Source organism: Streptomyces sp. NPDC051569 (assembly GCF_044454085.1).
GTDB lineage: Bacteria > Actinomycetota > Actinomycetes > Streptomycetales > Streptomycetaceae > Streptomyces.
This window is the reverse complement of the sequence record NZ_JBITDJ010000020.1, coordinates 109,020-131,517: the sequence shown is the minus strand read 5'-3', so window position 1 is coordinate 131,517 and position 22,498 is coordinate 109,020. Positions and strand designations below refer to the sequence as shown.

At 66.3% G+C, this 22,498-nt stretch carries 16 protein-coding genes and 1 tRNA gene; 2 read left to right on the top strand and 15 right to left on the bottom strand.

The window, feature by feature from the left end:
• Positions 1–549: 549 nt before the first annotated feature.
• From tuf to ACIBAE_RS24605, 14 genes are all read right to left on the bottom strand, one after another.
• Complete coding sequence (gene tuf, locus ACIBAE_RS24670) at positions 550–1,743, bottom strand: elongation factor Tu (protein WP_399289339.1); 1,194 nt, start codon at positions 1,741–1,743, stop codon at positions 550–552.
• Positions 1,744–1,893: 150 nt separating this feature from the next.
• Positions 1,894–4,023 (bottom strand): elongation factor G, encoded by a 2,130-nt coding sequence (fusA, locus tag ACIBAE_RS24665; protein ID WP_399289337.1) that lies wholly within the window; start codon positions 4,021–4,023, stop codon positions 1,894–1,896.
• 38 nt (positions 4,024–4,061) lie between these two features.
• On the bottom strand, positions 4,062–4,532 hold the full coding sequence (gene rpsG / locus ACIBAE_RS24660) for a 30S ribosomal protein S7 (RefSeq protein ID WP_399289335.1): 471 nt from the start codon (positions 4,530–4,532) through the stop codon (positions 4,062–4,064).
• A gap of 2 nt (positions 4,533–4,534) precedes the next feature.
• Positions 4,535–4,906, bottom strand: a complete 372-nt coding sequence (gene rpsL / locus ACIBAE_RS24655; RefSeq protein WP_003948652.1) for a 30S ribosomal protein S12 — start codon at positions 4,904–4,906, stop codon at positions 4,535–4,537.
• A 443-nt stretch (positions 4,907–5,349) separates the two neighbouring features.
• Positions 5,350–9,264: a DNA-directed RNA polymerase subunit beta' gene (locus ACIBAE_RS24650; protein WP_399289333.1), complete on the bottom strand. Its 3,915-nt coding sequence runs from the start codon at positions 9,262–9,264 to the stop codon at positions 5,350–5,352.
• Between the two features lie 127 nt (positions 9,265–9,391).
• Complete coding sequence (gene rpoB, locus ACIBAE_RS24645; protein ID WP_399289331.1) at positions 9,392–12,874, bottom strand: DNA-directed RNA polymerase subunit beta; 3,483 nt, start codon at positions 12,872–12,874, stop codon at positions 9,392–9,394.
• Between the two features lie 576 nt (positions 12,875–13,450).
• Positions 13,451–13,834: a 50S ribosomal protein L7/L12 gene (gene rplL, locus ACIBAE_RS24640; protein ID WP_399289329.1), complete on the bottom strand. Its 384-nt coding sequence runs from the start codon at positions 13,832–13,834 to the stop codon at positions 13,451–13,453.
• A gap of 108 nt (positions 13,835–13,942) precedes the next feature.
• On the bottom strand, positions 13,943–14,503 hold the full coding sequence (rplJ, locus tag ACIBAE_RS24635) for a 50S ribosomal protein L10 (protein WP_399289327.1): 561 nt from the start codon (positions 14,501–14,503) through the stop codon (positions 13,943–13,945).
• A 279-nt stretch (positions 14,504–14,782) separates the two neighbouring features.
• On the bottom strand, positions 14,783–15,667 hold the full coding sequence (locus ACIBAE_RS24630) for a DUF6612 family protein (protein ID WP_399289325.1): 885 nt from the start codon (positions 15,665–15,667) through the stop codon (positions 14,783–14,785).
• A gap of 161 nt (positions 15,668–15,828) precedes the next feature.
• Complete coding sequence (gene rplA, locus ACIBAE_RS24625; protein ID WP_399289324.1) at positions 15,829–16,551, bottom strand: 50S ribosomal protein L1; 723 nt, start codon at positions 16,549–16,551, stop codon at positions 15,829–15,831.
• Positions 16,552–16,633: 82 nt separating this feature from the next.
• Positions 16,634–17,068: a 50S ribosomal protein L11 gene (gene rplK, locus ACIBAE_RS24620; RefSeq protein ID WP_399289322.1), complete on the bottom strand. Its 435-nt coding sequence runs from the start codon at positions 17,066–17,068 to the stop codon at positions 16,634–16,636.
• Positions 17,069–17,241: 173 nt separating this feature from the next.
• On the bottom strand, positions 17,242–18,192 hold the full coding sequence (gene nusG / locus ACIBAE_RS24615) for a transcription termination/antitermination protein NusG (protein WP_399289320.1): 951 nt from the start codon (positions 18,190–18,192) through the stop codon (positions 17,242–17,244).
• 70 nt (positions 18,193–18,262) lie between these two features.
• Complete coding sequence (gene secE, locus ACIBAE_RS24610) at positions 18,263–18,547, bottom strand: preprotein translocase subunit SecE (protein ID WP_399289318.1); 285 nt, start codon at positions 18,545–18,547, stop codon at positions 18,263–18,265.
• A gap of 108 nt (positions 18,548–18,655) precedes the next feature.
• Positions 18,656–18,728, bottom strand: a tRNA-Trp gene (locus tag ACIBAE_RS24605).
• Between the two features lie 236 nt (positions 18,729–18,964).
• Here ACIBAE_RS24605 and ACIBAE_RS24600 point away from each other — a divergent pair.
• Positions 18,965–20,191: a pyridoxal phosphate-dependent aminotransferase gene (locus ACIBAE_RS24600; protein ID WP_399289316.1), complete on the top strand. Its 1,227-nt coding sequence runs from the start codon at positions 18,965–18,967 to the stop codon at positions 20,189–20,191.
• Positions 20,192–20,342: 151 nt separating this feature from the next.
• The gene (locus ACIBAE_RS24595) at positions 20,343–21,371 is read left to right on the top strand and encodes an adenosine deaminase (protein ID WP_399289314.1); all 1,029 of its coding nucleotides are present in this window, start codon (positions 20,343–20,345) and stop codon (positions 21,369–21,371) included.
• 31 nt (positions 21,372–21,402) lie between these two features.
• Here the strand turns inward: ACIBAE_RS24595 and ACIBAE_RS24590 are convergent, their stop codons facing one another.
• Entirely contained in the window at positions 21,403–22,464 is a 1,062-nt protein-coding gene (locus ACIBAE_RS24590; RefSeq protein WP_399289312.1) for a UDP-N-acetylmuramate dehydrogenase, read from the bottom strand.
• Positions 22,465–22,498: the final 34 nt, after the last annotated feature.

Below are 22,498 nucleotides of genomic sequence, written 5' to 3'. Positions count from 1 at the left end.
CGGGGCCCTCCGGGCGCTTCCCTTCGGTGTTTCATTTTGTTCTGTACTTCGTGTTCCCGACTCTATCAGATGCTTTTCGCTTCCGACTTCCTCGGTGCTTTCCAGGTTCTCGCTTTCGCGTTTCCCTTTCCGGCGGTTCCGACTCTACCAGATTCATTTGGCTGTTCTTGCCGCTTGAATTCCGGTGGCCTTCGGAGGGCCTTTGCCTTTCGGCGCTGTACAACTTTACCAAACTTTCGGAGCACTCCTGGCCACCTGGACGCCGGCCGGCGACCCGCTCTCCTCGCCAACCGCAGCAGCTGTCCGCCGCGCTCTGCCCGCACCACTTCCGCTCCCTCTCGCCTGCCGGCCACAAGGCCCGTGTGGGGCCCCCAGGCCCACCAGGCCGCCCGTCGTCGCCATCGCCGCACGGACGGGGACCGCGGACCTCCCGTACCCCCTCGCCCCTCCTCCACCAACGCAAAACAGGGGCCCCACACCACCGTCCTCGCGGACGGGGTGCGGGGCCCCTGCTGGATGCTCCGAGGAGCTACCAGGTCAGATCAGCAATTACTTGTTGATCTTGGTGACCTGGCCGGCGCCGACGGTCCGGCCACCCTCACGGATGGCGAACTTGAGGCCCTCCTCCATGGCGACGGGCTGGATCAGCTCGACGGTCATGACGGTGTTGTCGCCCGGCATGACCATCTCGGTGCCCTCGGGGAGGGTCACGACGCCGGTCACGTCCGTGGTACGGAAGTAGAACTGCGGGCGGTAGTTGTTGAAGAAGGGGGTGTGACGGCCACCCTCGTCCTTCGACAGGATGTAGGCCTGGGCCTCGAAGCTGGTGTGCGGCGTAACCGAACCCGGCTTGATGATGACCTGGCCGCGCTCGACGTCCTCGCGCTTGATGCCACGGAGGAGCAGACCGACGTTCTCGCCCGCCTGGCCCTCGTCGAGCAGCTTGCGGAACATCTCGATGCCGGTGACCGTGGTGGTGGTCTTCTCGGTCTTGATACCGACGATGTCGACGGTCTCGTTGACCTTGAGGACACCACGCTCGATGCGACCGGTGACGACGGTGCCACGACCGGTGATCGTGAAGACGTCCTCGATCGGCATCAGGAACGGCTTGTCGACGTCGCGCTCGGGCTGCGGGATCGACTCGTCGACGGCGGCCATGAGGTCCAGAACAGTCTGGCCCCACTCCTTGTCGCCCTCGAGCGCCTTGAGCGCCGAGACCTTGACGACCGGAAGGTCGTCGCCCGGGAACTCGTACTCGGAGAGGAGCTCACGAACCTCGAGCTCGACGAGCTCCAGGATCTCCTCGTCGTCCACCATGTCGGCCTTGTTCAGGGCGACGACGATGTAGGGGACGCCGACCTGGCGGGCCAGGAGCACGTGCTCCTTGGTCTGCGGCATCGGGCCGTCGGTGGCGGCGACCACGAGGATGGCGCCGTCCATCTGCGCCGCACCCGTGATCATGTTCTTGATGTAGTCCGCGTGACCGGGGCAGTCGACGTGCGCGTAGTGACGCGACTCGGTCTGGTACTCGACGTGCGCGATCGAGATCGTGATACCGCGCTGGCGCTCCTCGGGAGCCTTGTCGATCTGGTCGAAGGCCGAGGCCTCGTTCAGGTCGGGGTACGCGTCATGCAGCACCTTGGTAATGGCGGCCGTGAGGGTCGTCTTACCGTGGTCGATGTGACCGATGGTGCCGATGTTGACGTGCGGCTTAGTCCGCTCGAACTTCGCCTTCGCCACTGGGGTCCTCCTGGAGTGGTTCTGTACGCCTTACTCATCGGCGCCAGGTGATCTTTGCTGGAATGCCGGGGCCCGGGGGATCCACGCCGTGGTTCGGCGGGAATCCCCCAGAGCTTCCGGTGACAAGCCTAAAGCGTGAACTCGGAAGAGTTACTCGCCCTTGGCCTTCGCGATGATCTCCTCAGCGACGTTCCGGGGAACCTCGGCGTAGGAGTCGAACTGCATCGAGTAGCTTGCGCGACCCGAGGTCTTGCTGCGGAGGTCGCCGACGTAGCCGAACATCTCCGAGAGGGGCACGAGGCCCTTCACGACGCGAGCGCCGCTGCGCTCCTCCATGGCCTGGATCTGGCCACGGCGGGAGTTGAGGTCGCCGATGACATCGCCCATGTAGTCCTCGGGCGTGGTGACCTCGACGGCCATCATCGGCTCAAGGAGCACGGGGGACGCCTTGCGGGCACCCTCCTTGAACGCCTGCGAACCGGCGATCTTGAAGGCGAGCTCCGAGGAGTCGACCTCGTGGAAACCACCGTCGAGAAGGGTGACGCGGACGCCCACCATCTCGTAGCCGGCCAGGATGCCGAACCGCATGGCTTCCTGCGCGCCCGCGTCCACCGAGGGGATGTACTCACGGGGGATACGGCCACCGGTGACCTTGTTGACGAACTCGTAGTTCGCGTCGCCATCGGTGATCGGCTCAAGAGCGATCTGCACCTTCGCGAACTGGCCGGTACCACCAGTCTGCTTCTTGTGCGTGTAGTCGATGCGCTCGACGGTCTTGCGGATCGTCTCGCGGTACGCGACCTGCGGCTTGCCGACGTTCGCCTCGACGCGGAACTCGCGCCTCATGCGGTCGACGAGCACCTCGAGGTGAAGCTCACCCATACCACCGATGATGGTCTGGCCGGTCTCCTCGTCCGAGTGAACCTGGAAGGAGGGGTCCTCCTCCGAGAGACGCTGGATGGCAACACCCAGCTTCTCCTGGTCACCCTTGGACTTGGGCTCGATGGCGACCTGGATGACCGGCGCCGGGAAGTCCATGGACTCCAGGATCACCGGGTTCTTGTCGTCACACAGCGTCTCACCGGTGGTGGTCTGCTTCAGGCCCATGACGGCGACGATGTCACCGGCGCCCACCGACGCGATCTCCTCACGCTTGTTCGCGTGCATACGGTAGATCTTGCCGATGCGCTCCTTCTTGCCCTTGACCGAGTTCAGCACCGCGGTGCCGGCCTCAAGGCGGCCCGAGTAAACCCGGACGAAGGTGAGCTTGCCGAGGTGCGGGTCGCTCGCGATCTTGAAGGCGAGACCGGAGAACGGCTCGTCGTCGGACGGCTTGCGCTTGACGACGACCTCGGGGTCCTTGACGTCGTGGCCCTCGATGGCCTCGACGTCCAGGGGGGAAGGCAGGTAGCGCACAACGGCGTCGAGCAGGGGCTGGACACCCTTGTTCTTGAACGCCGTGCCGCAGAACACCGGGGTGACGGTGACGGAGTCGGCGCTGCCCTTGGACGCGAGGGTGATACGGCGGATCGCCGCGTAGAGCTGCTCCTCGGTGGGCTCCTGGCCCTCCAGGTACAGCTCCATCATCTCGTCGTCGTTCTCGGAGACGGCCTCAAGAAGCTTGGCGCGCCATTCCTGGGCAGCTTCCGTGTGCGTGTCCGGGATGTCGACGGTGTCGTACATCTCGCCCTTGGTGGCCTCGGCGGACCAGACAAGAGCCTTCATCGTCACGAGGTCGACGACGCCCTTGAAGTCCATCTCGGCACCGATCGGAAGCTGCATGACCAGCGGAACCGCACCGAGGCGGTCCACGATCATGTCGACGCAGCGGTGGAACTCCGCGCCGGTCCGGTCGAGCTTGTTCACGAAGCAGATGCGGGGTACGCCGTAACGGTCGGCCTGGCGCCACACCGTCTCGGACTGGGGCTCCACACCGGCGACACCGTCGAACACGGTGACGGCACCGTCGAGGACGCGGAGCGAACGCTCCACCTCGACCGTGAAGTCCACGTGACCCGGGGTGTCGATGATGTTGATGGTGTGGTCGACGTCCTCGAGCGGCCAGTGGCAGGTCGTCGCGGCGGACGTGATGGTGATGCCGCGCTCCTGCTCCTGCTCCATCCAGTCCATCGTGGCAGCGCCGTCGTGGACCTCACCGATCTTGTAGCTCACACCGGTGTAAAACAGGATGCGCTCGGTGGTCGTCGTCTTGCCCGCGTCGATGTGGGCCATGATCCCGATATTGCGGACCTTGGCCAGGTCAAGCGAAGTGGTGGCCATATGGCTCAGTCTTCTCTCGGTCTCGATGTGGGTAGCGACTACCAGCGGTAGTGCGCGAAGGCCTTGTTGGACTCGGCCATCTTGTGCGTGTCCTCACGCTTCTTGACCGCAGCGCCGAGGCCGTTGGAGGCGTCGAGCAGCTCGTTCATGAGGCGTTCGGTCATGGTCTTCTCGCGACGGGCGCGGGAGTAACCCACGACCCAGCGCAGAGCGAGGGTGGACGCGCGACCGGGCTTGACCTCGATCGGCACCTGGTAGGTGGCGCCACCGACACGACGGGACTTGACCTCAAGCGTGGGCTTGACGTTCTCAAGCGCGCGCTTCAGCGTGATGACCGGGTCGTTGCCGGTCTTCTCGCGGAGGCCTTCCATGGCGCCGTACACGATCCGCTCGGCAGTGGAACGCTTGCCGTTGAGCAGGATCTTGTTGATCAGCGAGGTGACAAGAGGAGAACCGTAGACCGGGTCGATGATGACCGGGCGCTTCGGGGCGGGGCCCTTACGAGGCATTCTTACTTCTCCTTCTTGGCGCCGTAGCGGCTGCGGGCCTGCTTGCGGTTCTTGACACCCTGGGTGTCGAGAGAGCCGCGGATGATCTTGTAACGAACACCAGGCAGGTCCTTCACACGGCCGCCACGCACGAGCACGATCGAGTGCTCCTGCAGGTTGTGTCCCTCACCCGGGATGTAGGCCGTGACCTCGATGCCGGAGGTCAGACGCACACGCGCGACCTTCCGCAGTGCCGAGTTCGGCTTCTTCGGGGTGGTCGTGAACACGCGCGTGCAGACGCCACGACGCTGAGGGGAACCCTCAAGTGCGGGCGTCTTGTTCTTCTCGACCTTGTCCTGCCGGCCCTTCCGGACCAGCTGCTGGATCGTAGGCACTACTTCTCCGGTTTCTGTGTGCCGATCGTAAAACTAACCTGGAACATCGCCGACCCACGCGGTCGGGTGTGTCGAATGCTGCATGGCCCCGCGAAAAAACGGGGAGGGTGCAGATCACGGTGGCCAGTACTCGAACTCCGCATGCGGCAGAGGACACGCACAGGAGCCCAGGCACACCCCAGGCACAAGGTCTGAGCGTACCTACCTCATCGACTCCGGTCAAAACAAATGCCGTGCACCCCGACACGCCGGGCTCCCCCGGCGACGACCGCGTCGCGCCAACTGGCCCCGGTGGCCTGCCGTAAGGCCGCGAAGCCTCCCCCGGCCCCCCGTGCCGGCCCCGTGCGATCCGCCCGCCTGTGGCCACTGTCACACGCTGCCGGAAGCCCGAAGGGCGGCCACCCCCACGGGGTGACCGCCCTTCGGTCGTTCAAGCGACTCGCTTACTGGTTGTACGGACCGTAGTCGTAGTCCTCCAGCGGGACGGCCTGGCCGGAGCCGGTGCCGAACGGCGAGTAGTCGATGTCGTCGTAGCCGACGGCCGAGTACATCGCGGCCTTGGCTTCCTCGGTCGGCTCGACCCGGATGTTGCGGTAGCGGGACAGACCCGTACCGGCCGGGATGAGCTTACCGATGATGACGTTCTCCTTGAGGCCGATCAGGGAGTCCGACTTGGCGTTGATCGCCGCGTCGGTGAGGACCCTGGTCGTCTCCTGGAAGGACGCCGCCGACAGCCACGACTCGGTGGCCAGCGAGGCCTTGGTGATACCCATCAGCTGCGGACGGCCGGAGGCCGGGTGGCCGCCTTCCGTGACCACACGACGGTTCTCGGTCTCGAACTTCGAGCGCTCGACGAGCTCGCCCGGCAGGAGCTCCGCGTCGCCGGACTCGATGATCGTCACACGGCGGAGCATCTGCCGGATGATGATCTCGATGTGCTTGTCGTGGATCGACACGCCCTGCGAGTTGTAGACCTTCTGGACTTCGCCGACCAGGTGGACCTGGACCGCGCGCTGACCGAGGATGCGCAGCACGTCGTGCGGGTTGGTGGCACCCACGGTGAGCTTCTGGCCCACCTCGACGCGGTCGCCGTCGTTGACGAGCAGACGCGCGCGCTTCGAGATCGGGAACGGCGTCTCTTCGCTGCCGTCGTCGGGGGTGACGACGAGCTTCTTGGTCTTCTCGGTCTCCTCGATGCGGACGTGACCGGCCGCCTCGGAGATCGGGGCGACACCCTTGGGCGTACGAGCCTCGAAGAGCTCGACGACACGGGGCAGACCCTGGGTGATGTCGTCACCGGCCACACCACCGGTGTGGAAGGTACGCATCGTCAGCTGGGTACCGGGCTCACCGATGGACTGGGCGGCGATGATGCCGACCGCCTCACCGATGTCGACCAGCTTGCCGGTGGCCAGCGAGCGGCCGTAGCAGAAGGCACAGGTGCCGACCGCGGACTCGCAGGTCAGGACCGAACGGGTCTTGACCTCCTCGACGCCGGCCTTGACGACGGCGTCGATCAGGACATCGCCCAAGTCGACATTTGCCGGCGCGATGACCTTGCCGTCGACGACGACGTCCTCGGCGAGCATGCGCGCGTACACGGACGTCTCGACGTCCTCCGCCTTGCGCAGCACACCGTCGGCGCCGCGCTCGGCGATCCGCAGCTTCAGACCGCGGTCGGTGCCGCAGTCCTCCTCGCGGATGATGACGTCCTGCGAGACGTCCACCAGACGACGGGTGAGGTAACCCGAGTCGGCGGTACGCAGGGCGGTGTCGGCCAGACCCTTACGGGCACCGTGGGTGGAGATGAAGTACTCCAGCACGGACAGACCTTCACGGAAGGACGCCTTGATCGGACGCGGGATCGTCTCGTTCTTGGCGTTGGACACCAGACCACGCATACCGGCGATCTGACGCATCTGCATCATGTTTCCGCGAGCACCCGAGTTGACCATCATGGAGACCGGGTTGGTCTTCGGGAAGTTCGCGTTCATCGCCTCGGCAACCTCGTTGGTCGCCTTGGTCCAGATCGCGATGAGCTCCTGGGTGCGCTCTTCCTTGGTGATCAGACCGCGCTCGTACTGCTTCTGGACCTTCTCGTCCAGCGCCTCGTAACCCTTGACGATCGCCTTCTTCGCCTCAGGCACGACGATGTCGGAGATGGCCACGGTGACACCGGAGCGGGTCGCCCAGAAGAAGCCGGCCGCCTTCAGGTTGTCGAGCGTCGCCGCCACGATGACCTTGGGGTAGCGCTCGGCCAGGTCGTTGACGATCTCGGAGAGCTGCTTCTTGCCCACCGAGTAGTCGACGAACGGGTAGTCCTCGGGCAGCAGCTCGTTGAAGAGCGCGCGGCCCAGAGTCGTACGCAGCCGGAACGGGTCGCCCTGCTGCCACTCGACGGCGGTGCCGTCGGTGTCGGCCTCCTCGCTCACCGGCGGGGTCCAGCCGCGCGGCGGGATGGTACCCACCGGGAAGCGGATGTCGACCTTCGCCTGGAGCGAGAGCTCCCGGTTGTCGAACGCCATGGTCGCCTCGGCGGTGGAGCCGAAGGACCGGCCCTCGCCGATGACCTTGCGCTCTTCCTCGTCGGTCGTGAGGAAGAAGAGACCGAGCACCATGTCCTGGGTCGGCATGGTGACCGGACGGCCGTCGGCCGGCTTGAGGATGTTGTTCGAGGACAGCATCAGGATGCGGGCCTCGGCCTGCGCCTCCGCGGAGAGCGGCAGGTGGACGGCCATCTGGTCACCGTCGAAGTCCGCGTTGAACGCGGTGCAGACGAGCGGGTGGATCTGGATGGCCTTGCCCTCGACCAGCTGCGGCTCGAACGCCTGGATACCCAGACGGTGCAGGGTCGGCGCACGGTTCAGCAGCACCGGGTGCTCGGCGATGACCTCTTCGAGCACGTCGTACACGACCGTGCGGCCGCGCTCGACCATGCGCTTCGCCGACTTGATGTTCTGCGCGTGGTTCAGGTCCACCAGGCGCTTCATCACGAACGGCTTGAAGAGCTCCAGCGCCATGGCCTTCGGCAGACCGCACTGGTGCAGCTTGAGCTGCGGGCCGACGACGATCACGGAACGCGCCGAGTAGTCGACTCGCTTGCCGAGGAGGTTCTGACGGAAACGACCCTGCTTGCCCTTGAGCATGTCGCTCAGGGACTTCAGCGGGCGGTTACCGGGACCGGTCACCGGGCGACCGCGGCGGCCGTTGTCGAACAGCGCGTCGACGGCCTCCTGCAGCATCCGCTTCTCGTTGTTCACGATGATCTCGGGGGCACCGAGGTCAAGGAGACGCTTGAGGCGGTTGTTGCGGTTGATCACACGGCGGTACAGGTCGTTCAGGTCGGAGGTCGCGAAGCGGCCACCGTCCAGCTGCACCATCGGACGCAGGTCCGGCGGGATGACCGGCACGCAGTCCAGCACCATGCCCTTGGGGCTGTTGCTGGTCTGCAGGAACGCGGAGACGACCTTGAGGCGCTTGAGCGCACGGGTCTTCTTCTGGCCCTTGCCGGTACGGATGATCTCGCGGAGGCGCTCGGCCTCCTCGTTGAGGTCGAAGGACTCCAGGCGCTTCTGCAGCGCCGCGGCACCCATCGAACCGTCGAAGTACGTGCCGAAGCGGTCACGCAGCTCGCGGTAGAGCAGCTCGTCGCCCTCCAGGTCCTGGACCTTGAGGTTCTTGAAGCGGCTCCACACCTCGTCGAGGCGGTCGATCTCGCGCTGCGCACGGTCGCGCAGCTGCTTCATCTCCCGCTCGGCACCTTCGCGCACCTTGCGGCGCACGTCGGCCTTGGCGCCCTCGGCCTCCAGCTCGGCCAGGTCGGTCTCAAGCTTCTTGGCGCGTGCTTCGAGGTCGGAGTCGCGGCGGTTCTCGGTCTGCTGGCGCTCGACGGAGACGTGGGCCTCCAGCGACGGCAGATCGCGCGTGCGGCGCTCCTCGTCCACGAAGGTGATCATGTACGCGGCGAAGTAGATGACCTTCTCAAGGTCCTTCGGCGCGAGGTCGAGCAGGTATCCCAGACGGGACGGGACGCCCTTGAAGTACCAGATGTGGGTGACGGGAGCGGCGAGCTCGATGTGGCCCATCCGCTCACGGCGCACCTTGGCGCGCGTGACTTCGACGCCACAGCGCTCACAGATGATGCCCTTGAAGCGGACACGCTTGTACTTGCCGCAGTAGCACTCCCAGTCCCGGGTCGGACCGAAGATCTTCTCGCAGAAGAGTCCGTCCTTCTCGGGCTTGAGCGTGCGGTAGTTGATGGTCTCCGGCTTCTTCACTTCGCCGTGGGACCAGGTCCGGATGTCGTCCGCGGTGGCAAGGCCGATCCGCAGCTCGTCGAAGAAGTTGACGTCGAGCACTTGTCGTCAATCCCTCTTTCGGGGGTTCGAGCCCCTCGCGTTCAAGCGAGAAAATGGGGCACTTCAGCAATGGTCTGAACGGGTCCGGGGAGAGCCGGCCGGGTACGGGACCCGGCCGGCGAACCCGTCAGACCTCTTCGACGCTGCTCGGCTCTCGCCGGGACAGGTCGATACCGAGCTCCTCCGCCGCGCGGAAGACATCCTCGTCCGTGTCGCGCATCTCGATGGACATACCGTCCGAGGACAGCACCTCCACGTTGAGGCAGAGCGACTGCATTTCCTTGATGAGCACCTTGAAGGACTCGGGAATGCCGGGCTCGGGGATGTTCTCGCCCTTGACGATGGCCTCGTAGACCTTCACGCGGCCGGTCACGTCGTCGGACTTGATCGTCAGCAGCTCCTGGAGGGCGTACGCGGCGCCATAAGCCTCCAGCGCCCACACCTCCATCTCACCGAAGCGCTGACCGCCGAACTGGGCCTTACCACCCAGCGGCTGCTGGGTGATCATCGAGTACGGGCCGGTCGAACGAGCGTGCAGCTTGTCGTCGACCAGGTGGTGGAGCTTGAGGATGTACATGTACCCGATCGAGATCGGGTCCGGGAACGGCTCACCGGAGCGGCCGTCGAACATCCGGGCCTTACCGGAGCCCTTGACCATCCGCTCGCCGTCGCGGTTCGGGATCGTCGACTCGAAGAGACCGGAGATCTCGTCCTCGCGGGCGCCGTCGAAGACCGGGGTGGCGACGTTCGTGCCGGGCGCGACGTCGTCGGCGCCGATGGCCTTCAGCCGCTCCATCCACTCTTCGTTGCCCTCGACCTTCCAGCCCTGGCTGGCGAGCCAGCCCAGGTGGATTTCGAGGACCTGTCCCGGGTTCATTCGGGACGGGACACCGAGCGGGTTGAGGATGATGTCGACCGGGGTGCCGTCCTCCAGGAACGGCATGTCCTCGATCGGCAGGATCTTCGAGATGACGCCCTTGTTGCCGTGACGGCCGGCGAGCTTGTCACCATCGGTGATCTTGCGCTTCTGCGCGACGTACACGCGCACCAGCTGGTTCACACCCGGCGGCAGCTCGTCGCCCTCTTCGCGGTCGAAGACGCGCACGCCGATGATCTTGCCGACCTCGCCGTGCGGCACCTTCAGCGAGGTGTCGCGGACCTCACGGGCCTTCTCACCGAAGATCGCGCGGAGCAGGCGCTCCTCCGGCGTCAGCTCGGTCTCGCCCTTGGGCGTGACCTTGCCGACCAGGATGTCTCCGGCGACGACCTCGGCACCGATACGGATGATGCCGCGCTCGTCGAGGTCCGCGAGGACCTCTTCGGAGACGTTCGGGATGTCCCGGGTGATCTCCTCGGGGCCGAGCTTGGTGTCACGGGCGTCGACCTCGTGCTCCTCGATGTGGATCGAGGAGAGGACGTCGTCCTGCACCAGACGCTGGCTGAGGATGATCGCGTCTTCGTAGTTGTGGCCCTCCCACGGCATGAACGCCACGAGGAGGTTCTTGCCGAGCGCCATCTCGCCCATCTGGGTGGCCGGACCGTCGGCGAGAACCTGGTTCTCGACGACCCGGTCGCCCTCGTTGACGACAACCTTCTGGTTGACCGAGGTGCCCTGGTTGGAGCGGGAGAACTTGGCGATGCGGTACGTGTTGTACGTGCCGTCGTCGTTCGTGACGGTGATGTAGTCCGCGGAGACCTCCTGGACCACACCCGCCTTCTCGGCCTTGACCACGTCACCGGCGTCGACCGCGCAGCGGTACTCCATGCCGGTGCCGACCAGCGGCGCCTCGGACGTGATCAGGGGCACCGCCTGACGCATCATGTTCGCGCCCATGAGGGCACGGTTGGCGTCGTCGTGCTCCAGGAACGGGATCATCGCGGTCGCGACCGACACCATCTGGCGCGGCGAGACGTCCATGTAGTCGACGTCGTCGCCGGGGATGTAGTCGACCTCGCCGCCACGACGGCGGACGAGGACGCGCGGCTCGGTGAACCGCATCTCCTCGGACAGCGTCGCGTTGGCCTGCGCGATGACGAAGCGGTCCTCTTCATCGGCGGTCAGGTAGTCGACGTCGTCGGTGACGACACCCTCGACGACCTTGCGGTACGGGGTCTCGACGAAACCGAACGCGTTGACCCGGCCGTACGAGGCGAGCGAGCCGATCAGACCGATGTTCGGGCCTTCAGGCGTCTCGATCGGACACATACGCCCGTAGTGCGACGGGTGCACGTCACGGACCTCGAAGCCGGCCCGCTCACGGGAGAGACCACCCGGGCCGAGCGCCGACAGACGGCGCTTGTGGGTGAGACCCGACAGCGGGTTGTTCTGGTCCATGAACTGGGACAGCTGGCTGGTGCCGAAGAACTCCTTGATGGAGGCGACGACCGGCCGGATGTTGATCAGGGTCTGCGGCGTGATCGCCTCGACGTCCTGAGTCGTCATGCGCTCACGCACGACGCGCTCCATCCTCGCCAGACCCGTACGGACCTGGTTCTGGATGAGCTCGCCGACGTTACGCAGACGACGGTTGCCGAAGTGGTCGATGTCGTCGGTCTCGACGACGATCTGGGTGCCGCTCTCGCCGACCGTCTCGGTCTCACCGGCGTGCAGCTTGACCAGGTACTTGATGGTCGCGATGACGTCGTCGGTGGTGAGCACGCCGGCGTCCAGCGGCTCTTCCGCGCCGAGCTTCTTGTTCACCTTGTAGCGGCCGACCTTCGCGAGGTCGTAGCGCTTCGGGTTGAAGTAGAGGTTCTCGAGCAGCGTCTGAGCGGCCTCACGGGTCGGCGGTTCGCCCGGACGCAGCTTGCGGTAGATGTCGAGCAGCGCGTCGTCCTGGCCCTGGGTGTGGTCCTTCTCCAGGGTGGCGCGCATCGACTCGTACTCGCCGAACTCCTCCAGGATCTGCTCGGTCGTCCAACCGAGAGCCTTGAGGAGAACGGTCACGGACTGCTTGCGCTTGCGGTCGATGCGGACACCGACCATGTCGCGCTTGTCGATCTCCATCTCCAGCCAGGCACCCCGGGACGGGATGATCTTCGCGGAGAAGATGTCCTTGTCGGACGTCTTGTCGATGGAGGAGTCGAAGTAGACACCCGGCGAGCGCACCAGCTGGGACACCACGACACGCTCGGTGCCGTTGATGACGAAGGTGCCCTTGTTGGTCATGAGCGGGAAGTCGCCCATGAAGACCGTCTGGGACTTGATCTCGCCGGTCTCGTTGTTGGTGAACTCGGCGGTGACGAAGAGCGGGGCCGCGAACGTGAAGTCGCGCTCCTTGCACTCGTCGATCGAGTTCTTGGGAGGCTCGAAGCGGTGGTCGCGGAAGGTCAGCGACATCGACCCGGAGAAGTCCTCGATCGGCGAGATCTCCTCGAAGATCTCTTCCAGACCGGACTTCCTGGGGACGTCCTGACCGTTCTCCAGAGCCGCCTCGACTCGAGCCTTCCAAGCGGCGTTGCCGAGCAGCCAGTCAAAACTCTCGGTCTGCAGCGCAAGGAGGTTCGGAACCTCGAGGGGCTCCTTGATCTTTGCAAAGGAGATGCGCAGCGGGGCGGTGCTGGCGCCGTTGTTCATATTCGTGGTCGAGGCGTTGCGCGAGGCGGCCAAGAGGGGGTCCTTCCGAGGGCTCGGACTCACTACGCGCGTACCGGTCCCAAGCGGTGCATGGGGAGGGAAAGCCCTCTTCAGGACTGTTCGATCACCGATGCTCATGCGAGGGGGTGCCCCTGGTGACGGGCAGGGAGCAGCTAACAGGCAGCGCAAAGGGTCAGTGTAGCCACTTGGCACACTGATGTCCAGAGCGGGTTTTTGGAGACCCTCGTTGTTCTCAACACCCTCGTCTCAACTGCGGCAACCCTCGCGTCAGGGACGCAACTCGATACTGCCCTCTTCGTCGTCGATCCATGCCTCGGATACGGATCGATTGTGGCGACGCGTCCTGAGAATTGCGCGCTGCGTGCGGTTCGTCAAGGCCCCCCGCTCCATGCGGATTGTCACTGGGCGTACGGAAGCACGGCGAAGATCACGATACTCGCCACGGGCCGAAGATCAAGGCATCCCCCGCGAGAACGCGGAAGGGCGACCACCCGACTGGGTGATCGCCCTTCACGTCAACGCTGCGCCTCACGGCGCCGAGACTGCCTCCGTACGCTCAGTCGCGGACGGCTGCGGACTCGCGTGAGGTCACTTGACCTCGACGGAGGCGCCGGCGCCCTTGAGGGACTCGGCGGCCTTCTCAGCGGCCTCCTTGGCGACCTTCTCGAGGACGGGCTTCGGGGCGCCGTCCACGAGGTCCTTGGCCTCCTTGAGGCCCAGCGAGGTCAGCTCACGCACGACCTTGATGACCTGGATCTTCTTCTCGCCGGCACCCGTGAGGATGACGTCGAACTCGTCCTGCTCCTCGACGGCCTCGGCGGCGGCAGCGCCACCACCGGCGGCGGCGACGGCGACCGGGGCGGCAGCCGTGACGTCGAACTTCTCCTCGAACGCCTTCACGAACCCGGAGAGCTCGATGAGGGTCATGTCCTCGAACTGCGCGAGCAGGTCGTCCTGGCTGAGCTTCGCCATGATGGCGGTCCTTCCACTAATTCGGCTGGTGCCGTATGTACAGTTCCGCGGGCGTATGCCTAACGGCATTACTGCGTAGACCGGCCCGCTGTGACCGAGCGAGCGTGATTACTCGGACTCGGCCTCGACGGGAGCCGGCGCAGCGGCACCGTCCTGCTCTTCCTTCTTGGCACGAAGCGCTTCCGCGGTGCGGGCGAACTTCGACGGAAGCGCCTGGAAGAGCGCGGCAGCCTGAGACTGCTTGCCCTTCATGGCACCGGCCAGCTTGGAAAGCAGAACCTCGCGGGACTCGAGGTCCGCGAGCTTCTTGATCTCATCGGCGGACAGCGCCTTACCGTCAAGGACACCGCCCTTGATGATGAGATTGGGGTTGTCCTTGGCGAAGTCACGAAGACCCTTCGCCGACTCCACCGGGTCACCGGTGACGAAGGCAACCGCCGTCGGACCTGTGAACAGGTCGTCCAGCGTGTTGATCCCGGCCTCGTTGGCCGCGATCTTGGTCAGCGTGTTCTTCACCACGGCGTACTGGGCGTTCTCACCGAGAGAACGGCGCAGCTCCTTGAGCTGCGCCACGGTGAGACCCCGGTACTCGGTCAGCATGGCGGCGTTCGAGCTGCGGAACTGGTCCGTCAGCTCGGCTACCGCGGCAGCCTTGTCGGGCCTTGCCATGAGCGTCGGCCTCCTTCCGGGTGATGAGACCGCTCAGAAGGGGCTGGCAAAACGAAACGCCCCGGCGCAGGCGCACGGGGCGTAGCTCAACCGAATGGAATCCGGGAACTGTCCACAGTCACCTACGCGGGTCGTCCGCAGCTAGCGGATCCTTCGGCCACCGCGTGCTCCGACGAGCACACGGCAACGACCAGCGGTCTTTGGCTTCTGGCGAAGACTACGTGAAGGGGTCTCCGACAGGCAAATCGGATGCCCCGCTGTGTGCGCGATGTGCGCGGATCAGCTGGCGTCGGAGCCCAGGCTCTCCATCATCGCGCCGAGGTCGGTCGTCTCGGCGGCCGGCGGAGCGGTGACGGTCACGGGCTTGTTGTAGTCGAGGAACTTGATCGTCAGGTCGAGCGGCCCCTTCTTCGACGCCGCCTTGGTGCGGAACTGCTTGGTGTGGTCCTGCTCGTCGATCCACATCTCCATGACCAGCTTGTCGACGCCCATGTCCTTGTACGACTTGAGGGTCTGCTCCCGGAGCTTCTTGCTCTCCGCGTCCGTACCGGGCATGCCCTTGGCGAGATCCGCGATCGTCAGCGTGCCGGAGTAGTGCGTGGTCTTGACCCCGTCGATGGTCTCCTCGCCGACCTTCTTGAGGTCCTCGGCGACGCTCAGCGCGGAGGACTCGGCGGCGGGGTTCTTGTTCGCCTGGCCGGACAGCCCGCCGAGCGGGCTCTGGCCCTCGCCGAGGGCCTCCATCGGGAACTTCATCCAGCTCTTGCCGTCCATCTCCTTGGCGGCTTCCTCGCCGGCGTTGAGGTACATGCCCTCGCCGGTGAGCCGGATCTCGACCTCCTGCTTCTTGCCTTCCATGACGGCGCGCATCTTCATCTGCATGGCCAGCGGCTTCAGGCTCAACGCCGCTTCCGCCTCGACGACGCCCTCTTCGCCGGGGACCGTTCCGCTCATCGTGTAGCTGATGGAGGTCAGGTTGTCGTTCTTGTCGGCGGCACGCTTCACGGCGGCGACCGGGGAGACCTCGACGGGCTTCGCGGCCGGCTTCCCGGCCGCCTTCGCGTCGGCCGCGGGCTTGGCGGTCTCGGACGAGCAGGCCGCGGTGCCACACAGCAGCGCGACGCCGAGCGCGGCTCCGGCGATCTTCCGGTACATCACGTTCATGGTCCCCCCAAGGGAATGCAAAGCTTGTCAGATTTTCTCTGATCGTACTCGTCGCCTCTGACAGTGCCGGTGTGGGTCGGGAGAACGCAAAAGCCGGCCCCGCCTCTCCGGAGAGACGCGGGGCCGGCTTCCGTACGCGTGAGCCGCGACTGCCGTCAGTTTCAGACGGAAGCCGGGTCCTCCTCGACGAGGAGGTTACGGGTGCGGTTGGCGTCCAGCGGGATGCCGGGGCCCATCGTCGTGGCCATGACGGCCTTCTTGATGTAGCGGCCCTTGGCGGCGGACGGCTTCAGACGGAGGATCTCCTCCAGCGCCGCGGCGTAGTTCTCGACCAGCTTCGTCTCGTCGAAGGAGATCTTGCCGATGATGAAGTGCAGGTTCGAGTGCTTGTCGACGCGGAACTCGATCTTGCCGCCCTTGATGTCGTTGACAGCCTTCGTGACATCAGGGGTGACCGTGCCGGTCTTCGGGTTGGGCATCAGACCACGCGGGCCGAGGACGCGGCCGAGGCGGCCGACCTTGCCCATGAGGTCCGGGGTCGCGACGACGGCGTCGAAGTCCAGACGGCCCTTCGCGACCTCGTCGATGAGCTCGTCGGCGCCGACGATGTCGGCGCCCGCGGCACGCGCGGCCTCGGCACGGTCACCGGTCGCGAAGACCAGGACCCGGGCGGTCTTGCCGGTGCCGTGCGGAAGGTTCACGGTGCCACGGACCATCTGGTCAGCCTTGCGCGGGTCGACGCCCAGACGCATGGCGACCTCGACGGTGCCGTCGAACTTCGTGCTGGTGGTGTCCTTGGCGATACGGACGGCCTCGAGCGGGGCGTAGTTACGCTCCCGGTCGATCTTCGCGTCCGCGCCGCGGAGAGCCTTGCTGCGCTTCACTTCTTCTCCTGGTGTGTCTCAGGTGTGGAGTTCGTGGTCCGGGCCGCGCATGGCCCTGCCACTGGGACTGCTCGAGCTGGGATCAGCCCTCGACCGTGATGCCCATGGAACGGGCGGTGCCGGCGATGATCTTCTCGGCGGCGTCAAGGTCGTTGGCGTTCAGGTCGGGCATCTTGGTCGTGGCGATGTCACGCACCTGGTCGCGCGTCAGCTTCGCGACCTTCTTGGTGTGCGGCTCGCCGGAGCCCTTGTCCACACCAGCGGCCTGCAGGATCAGCTTGGCGGCCGGCGGAGTCTTGGTGATGAAGGTGAAGGAGCGGTCCTCGTAGACCGTGATCTCCACCGGCACGACCATGCCACGCTGCGACTCGGTCGCGGCGTTGTAGGCCTTGCAGAACTCCATGATGTTGACGCCGTGCTGACCGAGCGCGGGGCCGACCGGCGGTGCCGGGTTGGCCGCGCCGGCCTTGATCTGGAGCTTGATAAGCCCCGTGACCTTCTTCTTCTTGGGAGGCATTGCTCTCTCCGGGTCCTAGTGAGAGTTTTCGGCCTGCCGTCCGGTCATCCGGACGGAGGCATACCGCACAACGATAACGGGTATAGCTGTGCGGCCAAAAACCGACAGGTCAGACAGCTGTGGGAGCCTGTCTGACCTGTCGGAAGCTGCTGTTCCAGAAGGGCGTCGCGCGCTCAGTTCTTCTGGATCTGGTCGAAGCTCAGCTCGACCGGGGTCTCGCGGCCGAAGATCTCGACGAGGCCCTTGACCTTCTTCGAGTCGGCGTTGATCTCGTTGATGGTCGCCTGGAGCGTCGCGAAGGGGCCGTCGGTGACGGTGACCGAGTCGCCCACCTCGAAGTCCAGCACCTGGACCTCGACCTTGCGGGACGGAGCCGGCTTGCCCTCGGCCTCGGCGGCCTCACGGGCGGCCTTCTCCTCGGCCTCCGGCGCGAGCATCTTGACGATCTCGTCCAGGGTCAGCGGGTACGGGTCGTAGGCGTTGCCCACGAAGCCGGTCACGCCGGGGGTGTTGCGGACGACGCCCCAGGACTCGTTCGTCAGATCCATGCGCACCAGGACATAACCCGGGAGCTTGTTCTGGCGGACGTTCTTACGCTCGCCGTTCTTGATCTGGACGATCTCTTCCTCGGGGACTTCGGCCTGATAGATGAAGTCCTCGACGTTGAGCGAGACGGCGCGCTGTTCCAGGTTGGCCTTCACGCGCTTCTCGTAACCGGCGTACGTGTGGATGACGTACCACTCGCCGGGCAGGCCACGCAGCTCGTCACGGAGGGCGGCGACCGGGTCGGCCGGGGCCTCGGCCACCACAGCGGCCTCGTCCTCAGCGTCTTCCTCGGACGGGTCTTCCTCGGACTCGTCCTTGGAAGCCTCGGCGTCCTCAGCGTCTTCCTCGGATTCGTCCTCGACGGACTCGTCCTCGTCGGCTTCGGTCTCGCCGGCCTCTTCGTCCGCGTCCTCGACGTCCTCGACGTGCAGCGCGGCCTCTTCGGCCGGCTCACCCGCGGAGTCGTCAGCGGCTTCGGCCTGGTCTGGCTCGACAGCGTCCGCCGCCTCGACGATGTCGGTTTCGTCCTCGACGGACTCCACCGACTCGCTGGCGTCGTTCAGTTTCGGGTCAGACACGGTGGCTGCTTCTTCCTGGCTCAATGGGTGGAACACGCGAAAGGGCGCCGCGTCGGGCGCCCTCGCGGGATCAGCCGAAGACGTACTTGATTGCTTGATTGAAGCCATAGTCAATCACGGTCACGAGACCGATCATGATGACAACGAAGACAATCACCACTGTGGTGTACGTCGTCAGCTGGTTGCGAGTCGGCCAGACGACCTTGCGCAGCTCGGCGACGATCTGACGGTAGAAGAGCGCGAGACGGCCCAGAGGACCCTTCTTGCCGCGCTTGCCACCCTTACGGGGCTTCTTCGACTCAGCGGACTCATCGTCGGCATCAGGCTTGTCGATGGAGCCCACGGCGTCCGTCACGCTCTCTCACCTGATTCCGGGTCGTGGCCGTGCCGCGCCCGGAGGAGCCGCACGGCCATGCATTGAATGTACGTACATGCGCACACAGCTTGGCGAAGATGTGTGTAGCAGGGCCGGAGGGACTTGAACCCCCAACCGCTGGTTTTGGAGACCAGTGCTCTACCAATTGAGCTACGACCCTTTGTGTTCCCCAACCTACCGCATCCGACCGGGTGCACGGAGTGCGCGGTGCGGACGTGGCTGCTGAGGGCCAACGACGAGTGAGTGTACGTGGTCCGGGCCCCGGCGTCGAACAGCTTCCTCCGGAACGGGCCTTGGACGCCTCCGCGAGTCCCTCGCCGTGTGCTTGTCCTCTGATGTGTCCGCCCCTCGAAACTTGTGTACCGGGGAGTTAACAGGTCTGGGACCATGGGCCCTATGAGCGCTGCATCCCTTCCCACCGAGCGCCGGGTCTCCGCCCGAGTCGGCGCGATCTCCGAGTCCGCGACCCTCGCTGTGGACGCCAAGGCCAAGGCCCTGAAGGCCGCCGGGCGTCCGGTGATCGGCTTCGGCGCCGGTGAGCCCGACTTCCCGACCCCCGACTACATCGTCGAGGCCGCTGTCGAGGCGTGCCGGAATCCCAAGTACCACCGCTACACGCCGGCCGGCGGGCTTCCCGAGCTGAAGGCCGCGATCGCGGCCAAGACGCTGCGGGACTCCGGTTACGAGGTCGAGGCCGGCCAGATCCTGGTGACCAACGGCGGCAAGCAGGCGATCTACGAGGCGTTCGCGGCCATCCTGGATCCGGGCGACGAGGTCATCGTCCCGGCGCCGTACTGGACGACGTACCCCGAGTCGATCCGGCTGGCCGGCGGTGTCCCGGTGGAGGTGGTGGCCGACGAGACCACCGGGTACCGGGTCTCCGTCGAGCAGTTGGAGGCGGCCCGCACCGAGCGTACGAAGGTCGTGCTCTTCGTCTCGCCGTCCAACCCGACGGGCGCCGTTTACAGCAGGGAGGACACCGAGGCCATCGGCCGCTGGGCCGTCGAGCACGGGCTGTGGGTGATGACGGACGAGATCTACGAGCATCTCGTCTACGGCGACGCCGCGTTCACCTCGCTGCCGGCCGTGGTGCCGGAGCTGCGCGACAAGTGCGTCGTGGTCAACGGCGTGGCGAAGACCTATGCGATGACCGGCTGGCGGGTGGGGTGGATCATCGGCCCCAAGGATGTCGTCAAGGCCGCGACGAACCTCCAGTCGCATGCCACGTCCAATGTCTCCAACGTCGCCCAGGTCGCCGCGATCGCCGCCGTCTCGGGCGACCTCACGGCCGTCGCCGAGATGCGGACCGCCTTCGACCGCCGCCGGCAGACCATCGTGCGGATGCTGAACGAGATCGACGGCGTCCTGTGCCCGGTGCCCGAGGGCGCGTTCTACGCGTACCCCTCGGTGAAGGCCCTGCTGGGCAAGGAGATCCGCGGCACGCGCCCGCGGACGTCCGTCGAGCTGGCCGCGCTGATCCTGGACGAGGTCGAGGTCGCGGTCGTCCCCGGCGAGGCCTTCGGTACGCCCGGCTATCTGCGGCTGTCGTACGCGCTCGGCGACGAGGACCTGGCCGAGGGCATCGCCCGGATCCAGAAGCTGCTCGCCGAGGCGAAGGACTGAGCTCGATCAGTGACTCACGTGAGTCACTGATCACATGAGCGAACGAGAACGGGCCCCCGACCACCGTCGGGGGCCCGTTTTTTCGTTCGGGCAAGAACTCGATGGGAGGAAGGGGCTGCCGGTCGGCCCGTCCATACGGCAGGATCTTCAGATGGAGAGCACCACCCGCCCGCGCGACCTGAGTCTGCTGCCCAAGGCGCATCTGCATCTGCACTTCACCGGTTCGATGCGGCCCACGACCCTGCTCGAACTCGCCGACAAGTACGGCGTCCATCTGCCCGAGGCGCTGACCAGCGGCGAACCACCCAAGCTGCGTGCCACCGATGAGCGCGGCTGGTTCCGTTTCCAGCGGCTGTACGACATCGCCCGGTCCTGCCTCCGTACTCCGGAGGACATCCAGCGACTGGTGCGCGAGGCCGCCGAGGAGGACGTCCGGGACGGCTCCGGGTGGCTGGAGATCCAGGTCGACCCCACGTCGTACGCCCCGCTGCTCGGCGGACTGATCCCGGCCATGGAGATCATTCTCGACGCCGTGGACTCGGCGTCCCGCGACACCGGCCTCGGCATGCGCGTGCTGGTCGCGGCGAACCGGATGAAGCATCCACTGGAGGCCAGGACGCTGGCGCGGCTCGCCGTGCGCTACGCGGACCGGGGCGTCGTCGGTTTCGGGCTCTCCAACGACGAGCGGCGCGGCATGGCCAGGGACTTCGACCGGGCGTTCGCGATCGCGAGGGAGGGCGGGCTGCTGGCCGTGCCCCATGGCGGCGAGCTGACCGGGCCGGCGTCCGTACGGGACTGTCTGGACGATCTGCGCGCCGCCCGGATCGGGCACGGCGTCCGGGCCGCGGAGGACCCGCGGCTGCTGCGCAAGCTGGCCGAGCGGGGTGTGACCTGCGAAGTCTGCCCGGCCTCCAACGTCGCGCTGGGTGTCTACGAGAAGCCGGAGGACGTGCCGCTGCGGACACTGTTCGACGCCGGCGTCCCGATGGCGCTGGGCGCGGACGACCCGCTGCTCTTCGGCGCGCGACTGGCGGCTCAGTACGAACTGGTCCGGACCCACCAGGGCTTCAGCGACGCCGAGCTGGCCGAACTGGCCCGCCAGTCGATCCGTGGCTCGGCGGCGCCGGACGAGGTGCGGGAGAAGCTGCTGGCGGGGGTCGACACCTGGCTGGCCTGCTGAGACGCGGATGAATCCAGGCAGCTGAACAGCGTCAGAGGCTGACGCCGACCGTCACCGGCTCGTTGACGAGGGTGATTCCGAAGGCGTCGCGTACGCCGGCTACCACTTCGCGCGCCAGTGCGAGCAGGTCCTCGGTGGTCGCCGTGCCCCGGTTGGTGAGGGCGAGCGTGTGCTTGGTGGAGATACGGGCCGGGCCCGGGCCGTATCCCTTGGCGAACCCGGCCTGGTCGATCAGCCAGGCCGCGGGGATCTTCGTACGCCCCTCCCCCGCCGGGAACGACGGCGGAGTCACGTCGTCGCCGAGACGGGCCCGCGCGCGGGTGAGGAAGTCCCTGTACTCCTGGTCGGTCAGGATCGCGTTGGTGAAGAACGATCCGGCGGACCAGGTGTCGTGGTCCTCGGGGTCCAGCACCATGCCCTTGCCCGCCCGGAGCCGCAGGACGGTGTCCCGGGCGGTGGCGGCGGGCACGCGGTCGCCGGGCTCGACGCCGAGGGCGCGGGCGGTCTCCGCGTACTTGACCGGGGCGGAGAGCCCGCCGGCGTCCTCCAGTCCGAAGCGGACACGCAGGACGACGTAGCGCTCGGGGTGCTGCTTGAAGCGGCTGTGGCGGTACGAGAACGCGCAGTCGGCGTTGGTGAGCGTGACGCTCTCGGCGGTGGTGCGGTCGTACGCGACGACCTCCGTGATGGTGCTCGACACCTCCTGGCCGTACGCGCCGACATTCTGGATCGGCGTGGCGCCGGCCGAGCCGGGGATGCCGGCCAGGCATTCGATGCCCGCGAGGCCGGCTTCGACGCTCCGGGCGACGGCGTCGGTCCAGATCTCACCGGCGGCCAGTTCGAGCGTGTTGCCGTCGAGCGTGAAGCCGGTGGTCGCGATGCGCAGGGCGGTGCCGTCGAAGCCCTTGTCCCCGATGATCAGATTGCTGCCGCCTCCGATGATCAGGAGCGGGGTGCCGGTGGTGTCCGCCTCGCGCACGGCGGCGATCACCTCGTCATCGGTGGTCGCGGTGACCAGCCGGCTCGCGGGGCCGCCGAGGCGGAAGGTGGTCAGGGGGGCGAGGGGGGCGTCGTGGAGTTCCTGCACGGGCACAAGAGTACGGTCCGTGGCGCTCCCGCTCGGGCGG

Coding starts and splice junctions, on each gene's coding strand:
- fusA (WP_399289337.1), bottom strand. CDS start 4,023: ATGGCCACCACTTCGCTTGACCTGGCCAAGGTCCGCAATATCGGGATC.
- rpsG (WP_399289335.1), bottom strand. CDS start 4,532: ATGCCTCGTAAGGGCCCCGCCCCGAAGCGCCCGGTCATCATCGACCCG.
- rplL (WP_399289329.1), bottom strand. CDS start 13,834: ATGGCGAAGCTCAGCCAGGACGACCTGCTCGCGCAGTTCGAGGACATG.
- rplJ (WP_399289327.1), bottom strand. CDS start 14,503: ATGGCAAGGCCCGACAAGGCTGCCGCGGTAGCCGAGCTGACGGACCAG.
- ACIBAE_RS24630 (WP_399289325.1), bottom strand. CDS start 15,667: ATGAACGTGATGTACCGGAAGATCGCCGGAGCCGCGCTCGGCGTCGCG.
- rplK (WP_399289322.1), bottom strand. CDS start 17,068: ATGCCTCCCAAGAAGAAGAAGGTCACGGGGCTTATCAAGCTCCAGATC.
- ACIBAE_RS24600 (WP_399289316.1), top strand. CDS start 18,965: ATGAGCGCTGCATCCCTTCCCACCGAGCGCCGGGTCTCCGCCCGAGTC.
- ACIBAE_RS24595 (WP_399289314.1), top strand. CDS start 20,343: ATGGAGAGCACCACCCGCCCGCGCGACCTGAGTCTGCTGCCCAAGGCG.